Here is a 13,915-nt window from a genome sequence, read left to right as displayed (position 1 = left end):
CCGCCAGTTGGCGCCCATAAACCGGTTAATTTTTGTTCACAAAAAAGCGGCGGCCTGCGTACGTATTTGTAACAGTGTGTGGCATAGCGGATGCATATTTATACAAGCCAAATACCGCTCAATTTGTGACCCGCCAAGCATTTCAAGCCCGCCGCATTGGAAGAAAATAGAACACTTTGTAACCTTATCTTTGTATCCGCACGGTTAAAGCCTGTACCTGGGTTGTAACCTGAGCAGGATATAAAAAGCCCCTGGCAAAATAACGATAAGATAGGGATACCTCTCATGAAAAAACTCGCATACGCCGCAGTGATAGCGGCGGTCGCGTCTTCGGTCTGCGCCAACGAGATTGAAGACTTCCGCAACAGCTGGACTTACCGCGCTCTAACGCATCAACGCACCCTGGACCTGGGAGAACCACTGGGCCGCGCCAACTTTCCTTATACGCATAACAGTTATAACTCCTCCGCCTACGCCAACCTGGGCAGCTACTGGGACCCCAACCACATTTACAGTCTAGTGGATCAGTTGGATATGGGAATACGCGCTTTAGAGCTGGACATTCACTACACCTACGGCGACCTGAAACTATGTCATGGAACCAATGAACACACTGGCTGCTCCGCTTTTGACCGCCGTTTCGAGGATGGCCTGAAAGAGGTCGCCACCTGGTTGCGACAGGACGGCAATCGCGGTGAAGTATTGATCATCTATCTCGAAGAACATGTGGACGGCCGCTACGATGACGCCGTCGCGGCGCTGAACCGGCAGATGGGAGATTTGATATACAAGCCGGGAAGCTGCGCCACGCTGCCCATGAACATCAGCAAAGCGGACATTCTCAACAGCGGCGGGCAGGTGCTGCTGATCGGCGGTAATTGCGGCTCGGACGCCTGGGCGCAGACGGTCTACAACTATGGCTTTCCCACCGATAATGACCATTTCCATCCCTACCCGGAATGCCGCACGGACAAATACGATGTGAATTTCGTGCAGAATAATCTGGTTCGCATCTTTGAAGACAGCACCCGCCTATCCGATGTATTCGGCGACCCGCCACAGCCGATCACTCCGGAATTAATGGCGCAGGCCGCGCGCTGCAGCCTGGGCATCGTCGGTCTGGATCAGCTGAAAGCCTTTGACGAACGCATGACCGCCGCGGTGTGGAGTTGGGACCAGAATGAGCCCAACAACGCCAATAACAACGAGCATTGCGCCGAGCAATGGGGCAATGGTCGCTTCAATGACGCCGCCTGCAGCAACGTGCGTCCTTTCGCCTGTTACAGCAAAACCAGCGACGCCTGGGCGGTTACGCAGAGCAATGCAATCTGGGAGCAGGGCGAGTTTTTCTGCCAACAAGAGTTCGGCGGCGATTATCGCTTCGCCACGCCGAAAAACGGCTACCAGAACCAAATGCTGCAGAACGCCAAGGCTGCAATGGGCTACGCCAATGTGTGGCTGAATTATTCTGACTTGACGCAAGAAGGCGTTTGGACGCCGGGCGATCAGCCTGCGGTCACCCTGCCGGGAGATGACGGCGCTGTAGTCTGGCGCAAACTGCGCAATGACAAAGGTAAATGTCTGGACCTCGAAGGCCGCGAAACCCATAACGGCGTGGAGATCCATCAGTGGTCCTGTCACGGCGCCGACAGTCAGTTATGGTGGCGGGATCAATACGGCATGATCCACGCCAAATCGGCGCCGGACAAGTGCATCGACGTGTCCGGCGCCGGTACTGAGAAAGGAACCCGCATCGTGCTGTGGAGTTGCCACGGCGGGTCCAATCAGGTTTGGCTGCGAGGGCCCAGCAACAGCTTCCGCATCTCCAACGCCACAAACATGGCGCTGGACATCAAAGACCCGTTCTGGGGCGATGGCCAGCGCGCGCATTTGTGGGAGTATCACGGCGGCAAGTCACAGCGCTGGAGCTGGGACTGACCTCAGGCCTCCTCCAGATCGCGTTCAGGGCGTATCGCCGGGCGTTGATCCCGGTGGCGTCCCTGACGTCGATATTAATCACCAACGCACCCACCTCCGCATAAGGTTGATAAGCCACACAGGCGCCGTCAGGCGCAATTAAGGTGGTGGCGGACCCCTGATAATCCATTGCGTAATTGACGCTGGCGAAAAAGACCGTGTTTTCGATAGCGCGACATTGCATGGCCCGCTCGTAGAACGGATTTTCCAGCTTTCCCCATTGCGTCAGCTTCACTCCCTTGAAATGACTGCCTGTAAAATGGGGATGAAAGACGATCTTGGCGCCGCGACTGGCCGCCCATCGCACCGTTTCCGGACAACGCCACCCTTCATGGCTGATCACAATGCCGAACTTCACGCCATCCGCATCAAACAACTGCCGTCGGGACCCCGGGATGAAATAGGCCTCTTCGCCCTGCTCAAGGTGATTCTTCGTCTGCCGTCCCAACAACACGCCGCGACGATCCACGACAAAGGCGACATTGCGACGCCCTTCCGGGGTTGGCCATTCCATGGGAAGTATGATGTTAGTGGAGGTTTTTCGCGCCAGATCGCAAATTCGGTCCAGCGCTGACTGCATTTTCCTTGGCGAGCAGTTTTCAACCTTGAAGTCCATGCCTCGAATTCCCGGCACATAGGCTTCTGGAAAACATATCAGGTCCACCTTCGACAGGGTCGCCTCCGTGACCAGACGGTCCACCCACTGCAGCGCATTATCGACAGACTTCGGGATCGGCGGAGATGCCAATGCAATTTTCATATATCAATCCTTTTGTATGCGTACGTCCTTTTTTATAAACCCGTCGACGCGCATCCACGCGCGTCACGAGCTGTGTACAGCTTGGCGGTGTAAATCAACTGCGAAGGCTACTGCAACGGTTTTAAAACCACATTAAAGACGCCGACCTGAATGCCTTTCCGGTCAAGCGAGAAGTCCAACCAGCGACAGCGGTCCGGATGACGATCAACCGCATCCGTTAACGCCTGCGCGCCGCCCTGATCCTCACGCCAATAGCTTTGCGTCGTCAGGGTGCGATATCCCGGCGCACTGAACTTCCAGTGGATATGCCTGCGACGTCCTCCATAGGTTCCCGGAACGATACTGTGGAACGCATAGCGGCCGATGGCGTCGGTATAACCCACGCCACGCAGGTTCACTGCATCCAGAGAATACTCACTGACGTCGCCATCGCCTGCAGGGTGATAGCGACCATCGCCGTCAGCGTGCCAGATCTCGACGCGCGCTTCCGGCAAAGGAAGCGCGCCCAGAGGACCTCCAAGCACTGTTCCCTCGACTCTCATCAAGCGACCAGGAAGATTGCGGTAGTTGATATAGGCGGTTTCTCTGGCGTTACGCACATAAAATGGGCCTTCCGGCGCCGCCTGCGTGACGCCGCAAGAATCGCTATCAATGTCCTCCGCGCGCGCTCCACGCCAAGGCCACAACGACGCTCCCAGCAAAAGCTTGAGAAAGACGCGTCTGTACAGCGCAGTCCCGGCGTTCATAAGACGTCCTCCATGGCTGCAAAGTGAAAGGCAAGCGGGATAAAGGTCGTCTTATCCGTTGAACCAGCAGTTAGTCCAAGTATAGTTCGCGTCGATGCGCAAATGCGAAAGGAGAGATAAAACAAATCTCTGTCAGGCGGCGGCTTCGTGGTTTTTGGAGGCGGCGACGCGATTGCGCCCGCCTTTTATGGCCCGATACAGGGCGTGGGTGGCGCGTTTGATAGTGTCATGCAGATCTTCATTGCGGATGAGTTGGGCGCAGCCGATGCTGACGCTGTAGCGCACATCGTAGCTGGTGGGTTTGCACTGCTCAAACAGTTGCCGGATGCGCTCCGCAACCACCACCGCGCCGTTGAGGTCTGTGGAAGGCAATCCAATCACGAACTTTTCGCCGCCATATCGTCCCAGAATATCCACCTCACGGATCACGTTCTTGATGGTTTCCGCCAGGAATATCAATGCTTCATCCCCCGCTTCCGGCCCGAAGTTGTCGTTAATCCAGATAAAATGGTCGCCATCAAGCACCAGAAAACTGAACTCCTCCTTGTAGCGCCGACAATGCTTCACCATCTGAGTGCAGCGCTCTTCCGCGAATCGCCAGTTCAACACTTTGGTGACGGGGTCATACATGATCAGCTCTTTCACCCGTTCCGCGAAAATACGGGTTTTCCAGATGTAGTATCCAAGCACGACGAGACTGGCCAGTAGCAGCAATACCGGGATAGTGCGCAGAATCGCCGTCAAGATGAACGTGGACGTTGGATTACGACGAGCCAGCCAGAGTTGACCGCCCGGCAAAGGGGTGACGTAGACTACATCGCCATCAAGATTGCGGTGTTGCGGCTCGGCAGTGAAAATATCCGGCGGCAGTCCCTGAGGCTGTGTAGGAGACACCAGCGTCTGCGCGTCTGGATCTGGATTGAGTGCCAGCCATTCAACTTCCGCTGAGCGCCGATGATACCAATACGCCAGTATGGTCAGAATCGTCAACGCCAGAACGACGCCTCCCACCACGAGCTTGTTGAGTTGCCTCTTGTTATTGCTATCTGTTTGCACCCACCGTTTCTCAACTGCTAAATGGCTCAGATTTAAAGAGAATTCTGATGAAAGTATAGCCGAAATGCGCGCTGCGCCAATGCTTCGCAGTCACAGAACAGTGAGTGGAGGGAAAGGCCGGAAAACTCCGGCCCTGATTGTAGAGGCTAAGCGGCGTTTAGCATCTGCATGAAAAATCGATCCATGGTTTCAAGATCGAGCTTGTCCACAGGTTCAAAACGCACTGTCTCCAGCGCCTCAAACTGAGCATCCGCAAAGCAGTCTATCGCTAAGACAGGTCTGATAACTTCCTTTTCATTCCCCATCGCCTTGCGCTCCAGCAATGCATCAACTTCCGTCACTATCGGACCGCCGCCCAGCATGCGCGCCTTCAATTCATAGAAGCGCACCGGTGGAGGCGTCCGATGTTCCGCCACCCACATCGCCGCCAGCAACGTGCGCAGCATATAGGCATAGCGCTTGGCGTTGACCTCGCCCGCCGCCAGCCTCTCACGCTCATTACGCGCCATGGAGAAGTAGTGATGAAACAAGGCTGCGGGACGCGCGGAAAGCGACGCCAGATACTTCATTTGCGCGAGAAACACTACGTCCCGGCTATAAACTATTGGCGAGTTCAGCCATTCCTGCAGCGTCGCCGAACCGTTGCGTAACAGCGTCAAGGCCTTGCTGATATCCCAGCCGCTGACATCTAGTTCATCATCTATCGGGAGTTCAATCACATCCCGCCGTTTGCCTAACGATAAATAGTGGGACAGTGAGCGCTGATAGATAAATCTAACGTCATAATCACTATCCCGGGAAGCGAATCCCCAGGCCCGGCTGCCTGATTCGCAAGCGTAAAGCACCTTTACATCGTGCTCCCACTCGATCCGCTCCAGGGTTTCCTGTATCCGCTTTTCCATTGTCGCCACTCCTATTGTTACTTCTAATATGGTGGACGCGGTGGGACTCGAACCCACAATAACCAATACTCCAGGCATTACTCCGAAGCGGTATTGACCTATAACGCGCGCCAGTCGCGAACCCCACAACGAGCCCGGACCTGCATCCTCAAATTTCGTCAATACGCCAAATGGTCTCGGTATTACCCTTCACCGGCCGCCTTAATCGTTTGCCGGCGGCTCGCCTTTTCGCCTTCGCGCCCTTTCTTCTCGTCCCTGACATAACAAAGATCGCGCCAATATTTTTCAGGCTGACAAAAAATAATTTATGCCATTGTTTTAAAAGCACTTATGTAAATATTTTCTAAGGCGAAGGGCACAAGAGCGCAGCGCAAAATGCAGGACAAGTTATCAAAGATAATAGCTAGTTATCTTTTTTGATCAGGATATTTTTTGCGTAATCCGGCGACCTGAAAGCCAAATTCTCCATGCACAACTATGGGAATTACTTATGCAGATTTATATACGGTTGTTATTTAATGGCGCAGCCTGCGCGTCCAGCGAGCCGCGCAGCGAAGTCAAAGCAGAGACAACAAGGACAATAAATGCGTGTAATTATCCTGGGCAGCGGCGTCATCGGCGTTTCCACCGCATATCATCTGGCTCAGCTGGGTCATGAAGTAACTGTTGTCGACCGTCAGACCGGTCCTGCGCTGGAAACCAGTTACGGCAACGCTGGCGAGATATCCCCCGGCTGCTCTGCGCCCTGGGCGGCGCCTGGGATTGCATTAAAAGCGATCAAGTGGCTGTGTATGAAGCACCGTCCACTGGTAGTTCGCCCCAGCCTGAACCCCGACCTTTGGCGCTGGACCACGCAATTCCTGGCTAACGCAAACGCTCACCGCTACCACCAGAATAAATCACGCATGTTGCGACTGGCCGAGTACAGTCGCGACGTACTCAAACAGCTGCGCGCCGACACCGGTATCAGTTACGACGAACGCAGCCGCGGCACCATTCAATTATTCCGCAAACAACAGCAGGTCGACGCCGCATTGGCGGACACCCAGATTCTGGAATCCTTTGGCGTTCCTTATGAGTTATTGGATCGCGACGGCTGCATCAAATACGAACCAGGACTCGCCACTGTCAGAGACAAAATCAGCGGCGGACTGCGTCTGCCCGGCGACGAGACCGGGGACTGCTTTAAATTCACGCAAGCTTTAGCCGCATTGGCGGAAGAAAAAGGCGTCGTATTTAAACAAGGCGTCGTCATCCGTGGGCTGGAGAAAAACGGCGACGCAATCGTATCAGTGCAAACGGATCAAGGCCCGATGCAGGCGGACGCCTATATCGTCGCGCTCGGCAGCTACACCCCACTGCTATTGAAACCATTGGGGCTCAGGGCGCCCATCATTCCGGTGAAAGGCTATTCGATTACCTTGCCGGTAAAGAACCCAGACCGGGCTCCCGAATCGACGCTGTTGGACGAAACCTACAAAGTAGCTGTCACCCGCCTGGGCGACCGTATCCGGGTCGGTGGAACGGCGGAGTTGGCGGGCTACGACCTGCGCCTGCATCAAGCCAGAAAGAACACACTGGAGTTTGTGGCGGACGACCTGTTCGGAACCGGTTACGCCAATGGCGAAGCTGAATTCTGGACCGGTCTTCGCCCCATGACTCCGGACGGAACCCCCATCGTTGGGGCGACGTCCATCGACAAACTTTATGTCGCCAGCGGCCACGGCACCTTGGGCTGGACCATGGCGGCGGGCACGGGGCGCGTCATCGCGGATATCATATCCGGACGCCAACCCGAGATTGACACTGAGGGACTGGGAATAGACCGCTACTGACAACCACTGCTATTTGAGGGACCGTCGCTGGCGGATGGAGCTCCGCTTCGCCGCCGTTCTCAACGAGGACGGCGAACCATTGGACGCACGCTTGATCCACATCCTGTGTCTGGCGCACGTCGGGAGCTGTGACCCGACGCGACGCCGCGTCTTTCAAAAAACGTATGGGAAGCAGCGCAGCGCCCTCCACAGCGCCGCCTGATAAATAAAGAGAGGAGAAAATCCCTTGGAAACTATTCATAAACTGGTATCCGACCTGAATGATTTCGTATGGGGCCCCCCCATGCTCATTCTTATTCTGGGCGTAGGGCTGTTTTTGCAATTCCGCTTGAAATTCATGCCCTTATTTACGCTCAAACTGGGCTTGCAACTGGTATGGAGAGGTCGTAAGCCGGATACTCGGGACCCTGGGGAAATCAGCCCTTTCGCCGCGCTGATGACCGCCCTGGCTGCGACAGTGGGCACCGGAAACATTGCCGGCGTCGCCACCGCGCTGGCGCTCGGCGGGCCGGGCGCGCTGTTCTGGATGTGGGCCACCGCTCTGGTGGGCATGGCGACCAAATATGCGGAAGTCGTACTGGCGGTGCGCTTTCGTGAAAAAGACGAGAACGGCGAATATGTTGGCGGCCCCATGTACGCCATCAAAAACGGCCTGGGCCCCAAATGGGCCTGGCTGGGCGGCGCCTTCGCCTTGTTCGGCGGCCTGGCGGGATTCGGCGCCGGCAACATGGTGCAATCCAACAGCATCGCAGAGGTAATGAACACCTCCTTCCGCATCCCCGCCGCCGCCTCTGGCGTCGTCATGACCGTGCTGATCGGCTTTGTATTGCTCGGCGGCATCAAACGCATCGGCGCTGTGGCGCAGGCGCTGGTGCCTACCATGTGCATCTCCTATATCCTCTGCGCCTTTTATATCCTGTTCACGTTCTCTGATCGTATCCCTCACGCTTTCGACCTGATCTTCACCCACGCTTTCTCTCCCACCGCCGCTACAGGTGGATTCGCCGGCGCCGCAGTGATGATGGCGATTCGGTACGGCGTCGCCCGAGGCATTTTCTCCAACGAAGCCGGCCTTGGCACCGCAGGTATCGCGCAAGCGGCGGGGAAAACTTCTGACCCGGTGACCTCTGGTCTTATCGGTATGATGGGTACTTTCATCGATACCATTATTGTCTGCACCCTGACCGGTCTGGCGCTAATCACCAGCGGCGTCTGGGAAAGCGGCGTGTCCGGCGCAGCGCTCACCGCCAGCGCATTTGCCGCGGCGATGCCGGGGTTCGGAGAGTACCTGCTGGCGATCCAGTTGATCGTTTTCGCGTTCACCACCATCCTGGGCTGGGCCTATTACGGCGAGAAATGCTGGGAATACTTGATGGGCTCCGCCGCGATTATTCCTTACCGTCTGCTGAGCACCCTGTGCGTCATGATTGGCGCCTTGGCGCAGTTGGAGTTTGTTTGGCTGATTGGCGATGTCTTCAACGCGTTTATGGCCATCCCCAACCTGCTGTCACTATTGCTGTTGTCGCCAATTCTGGTCAAGTTGACCAATGAGCACTTCGCCACCATAAAAATGGCGGCGGTTAGAACTTAACGATCTCATAAACCCCTGTGGCCGCCTTTGCGCGGCCTTTTTTATACTCATCCATAGACTTCCCGCCCCTCTCCACCTTAATCCCTGCAAACATACACTCCAGCTATCAAGTTGCCTTCCTCTCGGCCTTCGGAGAATATGATCGCTGTCTGTAACCATTTATCGAAAAAGATCATATGAAAAACGTAGTCATCGGTCTGCTGGGCACCACCATGGATAAACGCGGCAAAGGGCCTGCGCGCTGGGAAACGTGGCGGCCGACCGTCGGCATCTTCATGCAGCAGGACCTGTTGATCGATCGCATTGAGCTGCTGCACGACGCCAGAGACTCACGCCTGGCCAATAACGTGGGCGCGGATATCGAAACTGTTTCGCCGGACACGGAAGTGAGCCTGCGCCAGATCAGCTTCAGCGATCCCTGGGACTTCGAGCAGGTTTACAGCACCCTGCTGGATTTCGCCGAAAACTATCCTTTCAAGCCTGATGAGGAACGCTATCTCCTGCATATCACCACCGGCACCCATGTTGCGCAGATATGCTGGTTCCTGCTGTGTGAGGCGAATTACATTCCCGCGCAGATTTTGCAGACCTCTCCAGACCGGGGCGAACGCGTCGCCGCAGGGAAATATCATCTGATTGATCTCGACCTCTCCAAATACGACGCCATCAGTTCACGCTTCAAGCGCCAGCAGTTGGAAGGGACAGAGTTTCTCAAATCAGGCATCGCCACCCGCAACGCCCGCTTCAACGCCATGATCCAGCAGATCGAGCGGGTGGCGATTCGCTCCCAGGCGCCGATTCTGATCACCGGCCCCACTGGGGCAGGCAAATCCCAGCTCGCCGGCAAGATTTTTGAGCTGAAGAAAATCCGCGGCTCCGTCAGAGGTGAATTTGTGTCAGTCAACTGCGCCACGCTACGCGGCGACAGCGCCATGTCGGCGTTATTCGGCCATAACAAGGGCGCATTCACCGGCGCGCAAACCGCTCGTAAGGGCCTGCTCGCCAAGGCCGATCAAGGACTATTGTTTCTGGATGAAATCGGCGAACTGGGCCTGGATGAACAGGCGATGCTGCTGCACGCCATTGAAGAGAAGCGCTTCTACCCCGTCGGTTCAGACAATCCTGCGCACAGCGACTTCCAGCTTATTGCCGGCACCAATCGCGACCTGCAAAGGCAGGTCGATAACGGCAGCTTTCGGGAGGATCTGCTGGCCCGCATCAATTTGTGGAGTTATGAACTGCCCGGGCTGAAAGACCGACGCGAAGACATAGAGCCCAACCTGGACTATGAGCTACAAAAAGCCGAACAGCAGTTAGGGCATAAGGTCAGCTTCAATAAAGCCGCCCGGACCAGATTTCTGCATTTCGCCCAACAGCCGGATTCCTTATGGCAAGGTAATTTCCGCGACCTGAACGCCTGCGTACAACGCATGGCCACACTCTCTGAAGGCGGCCGCATCAACGAAACGCTGGTGGATGAAGAGTGCGATCGTCTACGACGATTCTGGCGACGCAGTAACGCTCAGGAGTCTCTGCCATCACTGGAGGACTATCTGTCTCCTGAACAGGTGGCGGAAATTGACGCCTTCGACCAATATCAGTTACGCAGCGTGATTGCGCTCTGCCGTGACAGCCGCTCCTTGTCGGAGGCGGGACGTCAGCTCTTCAACCGCTCCCGATTGCGTAAAAGCTCCAGTAACGACTCCCACCGGCTACGGCAGTATCTGAGCAAATTCGACCTGGAGTTCGATAATCTAAAAACATAAACACCTATCTAAATAGATAGAATTATTAAACGCCAAATTTCGAGAATATTTATTATTTCCTTATTTTTCATATAGTTAATCATATTAGAAAAGTTGGCCCAGGTTTTGTAATAGTAATGGCATCGAGATGAGCCTGTTGAAAGGCGTCTCCTCCAAATACTGTTGCTCCGGGACACGCGAGTCCCACCAAAAAGGTTTGAGAATGATGCAAAGCACAAAACCCCAAATGCCCTATGAAGTGACTAACGTAGAAAAAGGCGTTCCGATCAAAAGCTGGACCAACGGCGTTCCATTCGAGCCGGAGGCGCGCAAGCAATTGAAAAACATTGCGTCCTTGCCGTTCATTCATAAGTGGGTGGCGGCGATGCCGGACGTGCACTTAGGTAAGGGCGCAACCATCGGCTCTGTTATTCCCACTTCCGGCGCGATTATTCCCGCCGCAGTGGGAGTGGATATCGGTTGCGGCATGATGGCGGTGAAAACCGACGTGCACGCAACGCAATTGCCGGACTCTCTGGGAGCGCTGCGTAGCGCGATAGAAGCAGCGATACCCCACGGTCGCCAGCCAGGACGCCGTGACCGGGGTTCCTGGCATGATATCCCGGAGGATGTAGGCGCTCGTTGGACTCATGAGTTGGCGGATCGCTTTAAAATCCTGTGCGAAAAGCACCCGGTTTTGAAAAACACCAACAACGTGAACCACCTGGGAACCCTGGGAACCGGTAACCACTTCATCGAAGTGTGTCTGGATGAGAACAACGACGTATGGATTATGCTGCACTCCGGTTCCCGCGGCGTTGGGAATCGTATCGGCGAGCATTTCATCAAGCTGGCGAAAAAGGAAATGGAGCGTTTCTTCGTAAACCTGCCGGATAAAGATCTGGCCTATCTGGCGGAGGGAACCGATTACTTCAACGACTACGTGCATGCCGTTGGCTGGGCGCAGGATTTTGCGCGCATCAACCGTCAGGCGATGATGCAGCGGGCGCTGAACGTCTTGGCGGTTACGTTGAACAAGCCGGTAATCGCCGAGCTGGAAGCGGTGAACTGTCACCATAACTATGTGCAGAAGGAAAACCACTACGGGAAAAACGTGTGGTTAACCCGTAAAGGCGCAGTAAGCGCACAGGAAGGCCAGCTGGGAATTATCCCAGGCAGCATGGGAGCCCGCTCCTACATCGTGCGCGGTAAAGGCAACGCGGAAAGCTTCTGTAGCTGTAGCCACGGCGCAGGAAGAGTGATGTCTCGAACCGAGGCGAAAAAGCGCGTATCCGTAGAAGAGCACGCTCGCGCCACAGCGCATGTGGAATGCCGAAAAGACGCGGCGGTAGTGGACGAAACGCCTTCCGCTTACAAAGACATCGACGCCGTGATGGCGGCGCAGTCCGACCTGGTTGAAGTCGTGCATACGCTGAGACAGGTGGTTTGCGTAAAAGGTTGAAGAGAGGCGGCGTAACGCCGCCGATGCTATTAGTTGTACGGTATTTATAATGGATAAAGTAGTAATAGACGGACGCATGGGCGAAGGCGGAGGACAAATTCTGAGATCCTCCCTGACCCTGGCCATGCTGTACGGCAAAGAAATAGAAATTAACCATATTCGCGGCAAGCGCCCCAAACCCGGCCTGATGCGTCAGCATCTGACCTGCGTGAAGGCCGCCCAGGCGATATGCGGCGCCAAAGTGGACGGGGCGGAACTGGGTTCCTCCCGGCTGACGTTCAAACCCGGCCGGATAAAGGGCGGCGATTACAAATTCGATGTGGGTAGCGCAGGCAGCACGGCGCTGGTGTTCCAAACTGTATTACTGCCTCTGTTGCAGGCGGAAGAAGTCTCTACCGTGGAGTTCGGCGGCGGCACCCATAACCCGTTCGCACCGCCTCTTACGGAAATTGAACGCTCCTTCCTGCCACTGCTGCGGGATATGGGAGCTAAAATTGAAGTGGAAACAGAGCGCTGGGGCTTTATGCCTGCCGGCGGCGGTAAATGGCGCATTCGCATACAGCCGGAGGCTTTGCAGCCGATTGAGCGGCTAGAGCGCGGCGCGCTGAGTCACAGCCGCCTGACTGCCTACTGCTATAACATTCCCGGCAAGGTCGGCGAGCGGGAAGTACAGGCGTACTTATCGTTGCGCGAACACCCAGTGCATGAGTCACGGCAACGCAAGCCGGAAGCAGGCTGCGCCGGCAACCTGCTGGCGGTGGACCTGCAATTCGACGGCCACCGTATCTGTATTTCCGAACTGGGTCAGGTGCGAAAACGGGCGGAGCTGGTGTCCAAGTTGCTCAGTCAGAAGGTGAAGTCCTACCTGGACAGCAACGCGGTACTGGATGAGCATCTGACGGATCAAATGATGCTTCCCATGCTGGTGGCGGGAGGCGGCAGGTTTTCCATTTCAGAATGGTCTCTGCACGCCCAGACCAACGCGGAAGTCATTGAACTGTTCACATCGCGCAAAATAGAGCGAGACGGAGCCATCATGTGGATGGTGTAATGAAGCGATTAAGTGATGAGATTGCTAATGGAGAGGAACCCCGTCTCTCCTTATTTTGATTGCTGCTTACTCTTGATAAGACCCTTCTTGATATTGCTCACGGGAAGCCTGCTTCCATTCATTAAGAAAGCCCGCTTTGGATACATAGCCATAAACGTGATTAAACAGCCTATACATCCAGAATTGCAGATCGTCGATGCCGACAACGGCGCGCCCCGCATTATCGTCTTCAACCGCCAGATCGGTCATCTCCCAAAAGCAGGCCGCCACCTGTAAGGCCTCCTCAGGCGTAGCGATCTCAGCCTGGGAAGACATGACCGCCACCACATAATCATCCCCCAGCCTGCGCGCATAATGCAGCGCCAGAACTTGCGCGTTCCGATTATGTTCTGAAAACTCAATCATTTAGGAACGCCACTCACGTACGCAAAGTATTCCTGCGCAATGTCCTCATCCACCACTACTCCGTCATTGCCGCCATACAAACGGTCATTACGGTCCTTTCTTGGACCAGAAATCCAATATTCGTCACCGCTTTCAATATCATAAAAATTTGATTTGCAGCCCCGTCCTTTAAGGCTTTGAAACGTTTTTCCACGATAATAGAGCGTCTTCCCACTCTTGGAAAAATAAACACGTCCAATGCGGGCTGGGCCTGCAAGACCAAGAGACTTGTCTTCGATATACATGATTCTGGATCGCGCCTCTCTCATCTCTTGCGGCGGCGTGTTGTTCTGATCCAATCTCAGCTTTTGGTATTCGATCCGTCTATCCAACTCAGATCTCATGA

12 protein-coding genes are annotated in these 13,915 nt (G+C 55.2%); 6 read left to right on the top strand and 6 right to left on the bottom strand.

Annotation, left to right across the window (positions count from 1 at the left end):
* The first annotated feature begins 285 nt into the window (after nt 1–285).
* Nucleotides 286–1,938, top strand: coding sequence for a ricin-type beta-trefoil lectin domain protein (locus EUZ85_RS03380; RefSeq protein WP_127967918.1), 1,653 nt, complete (start codon nt 286–288; stop codon nt 1,936–1,938).
* Here the strand turns inward: EUZ85_RS03380 and EUZ85_RS03375 are convergent.
* From EUZ85_RS03375 to EUZ85_RS03360, 4 genes are all read right to left on the bottom strand, one after another.
* The gene (locus tag EUZ85_RS03375) at nt 1,853–2,737 is read right to left on the bottom strand and encodes a carbon-nitrogen hydrolase family protein (RefSeq protein WP_129498710.1); all 885 of its coding nucleotides are present in this window, start codon (nt 2,735–2,737) and stop codon (nt 1,853–1,855) included. The genes EUZ85_RS03380 and EUZ85_RS03375 overlap by 86 nt on opposite strands.
* A gap of 107 nt (nt 2,738–2,844) precedes the next feature.
* Nucleotides 2,845–3,483, bottom strand: coding sequence for a hypothetical protein (locus EUZ85_RS03370; protein WP_127967916.1), 639 nt, complete (start codon nt 3,481–3,483; stop codon nt 2,845–2,847).
* Between the two features lie 132 nt (nt 3,484–3,615).
* The gene (locus EUZ85_RS03365) at nt 3,616–4,539 is read right to left on the bottom strand and encodes a GGDEF domain-containing protein (RefSeq protein ID WP_127967915.1); all 924 of its coding nucleotides are present in this window, start codon (nt 4,537–4,539) and stop codon (nt 3,616–3,618) included.
* Nucleotides 4,540–4,685: 146 nt separating this feature from the next.
* Entirely contained in the window at nt 4,686–5,441 is a 756-nt protein-coding gene (locus EUZ85_RS03360; RefSeq protein ID WP_164887169.1) for a nucleotidyltransferase domain-containing protein, read from the bottom strand.
* Nucleotides 5,442–6,025: 584 nt separating this feature from the next.
* On the opposite strand from EUZ85_RS03360, the gene EUZ85_RS03355 reads away from it, so the two are divergent.
* The 5 genes from EUZ85_RS03355 to rtcA all read left to right on the top strand — a co-directional run bounded on the left by EUZ85_RS03355 (nt 6,026) and on the right by rtcA (nt 13,125).
* Entirely contained in the window at nt 6,026–7,276 is a 1,251-nt protein-coding gene (locus tag EUZ85_RS03355) for a D-amino acid dehydrogenase (RefSeq protein WP_127967913.1), read from the top strand.
* 226 nt (nt 7,277–7,502) lie between these two features.
* Nucleotides 7,503–8,867, top strand: coding sequence for a sodium:alanine symporter family protein (locus tag EUZ85_RS03350; RefSeq protein WP_127967912.1), 1,365 nt, complete (start codon nt 7,503–7,505; stop codon nt 8,865–8,867).
* 176 nt (nt 8,868–9,043) lie between these two features.
* On the top strand, nt 9,044–10,633 hold the full coding sequence (gene rtcR, locus EUZ85_RS03345) for an RNA repair transcriptional activator RtcR (RefSeq protein ID WP_127967911.1): 1,590 nt from the start codon (nt 9,044–9,046) through the stop codon (nt 10,631–10,633).
* Nucleotides 10,634–10,835: 202 nt separating this feature from the next.
* The gene (locus EUZ85_RS03340; protein WP_305000036.1) at nt 10,836–12,074 is read left to right on the top strand and encodes an RtcB family protein; all 1,239 of its coding nucleotides are present in this window, start codon (nt 10,836–10,838) and stop codon (nt 12,072–12,074) included.
* Nucleotides 12,075–12,123: 49 nt separating this feature from the next.
* On the top strand, nt 12,124–13,125 hold the full coding sequence (gene rtcA, locus EUZ85_RS03335) for an RNA 3'-terminal phosphate cyclase (protein WP_127967910.1): 1,002 nt from the start codon (nt 12,124–12,126) through the stop codon (nt 13,123–13,125).
* 66 nt (nt 13,126–13,191) lie between these two features.
* Here the strand turns inward: rtcA and EUZ85_RS03330 are convergent, their stop codons facing one another.
* Both EUZ85_RS03330 and EUZ85_RS03325 read right to left on the bottom strand, forming a co-directional pair.
* Nucleotides 13,192–13,530, bottom strand: a complete 339-nt coding sequence (locus EUZ85_RS03330; protein ID WP_127967909.1) for a hypothetical protein — start codon at nt 13,528–13,530, stop codon at nt 13,192–13,194.
* Nucleotides 13,527–13,913, bottom strand: coding sequence for a 1-deoxy-D-xylulose-5-phosphate synthase (locus EUZ85_RS03325; protein ID WP_206617990.1), 387 nt, complete (start codon nt 13,911–13,913; stop codon nt 13,527–13,529). Before EUZ85_RS03325 ends, EUZ85_RS03330 begins: the two co-directional genes overlap by 4 nt.
* Between the last annotated feature and the right edge of the window lie 2 nt (nt 13,914–13,915).

The organism is Hahella sp. KA22, from assembly GCF_004135205.1.
Taxonomy (GTDB): Bacteria; Pseudomonadota; Gammaproteobacteria; order Pseudomonadales; family Oleiphilaceae; genus Hahella.
Note: the sequence above shows the minus strand (reverse complement) of the source record. Positions and strands in the feature narration are given on the sequence as shown.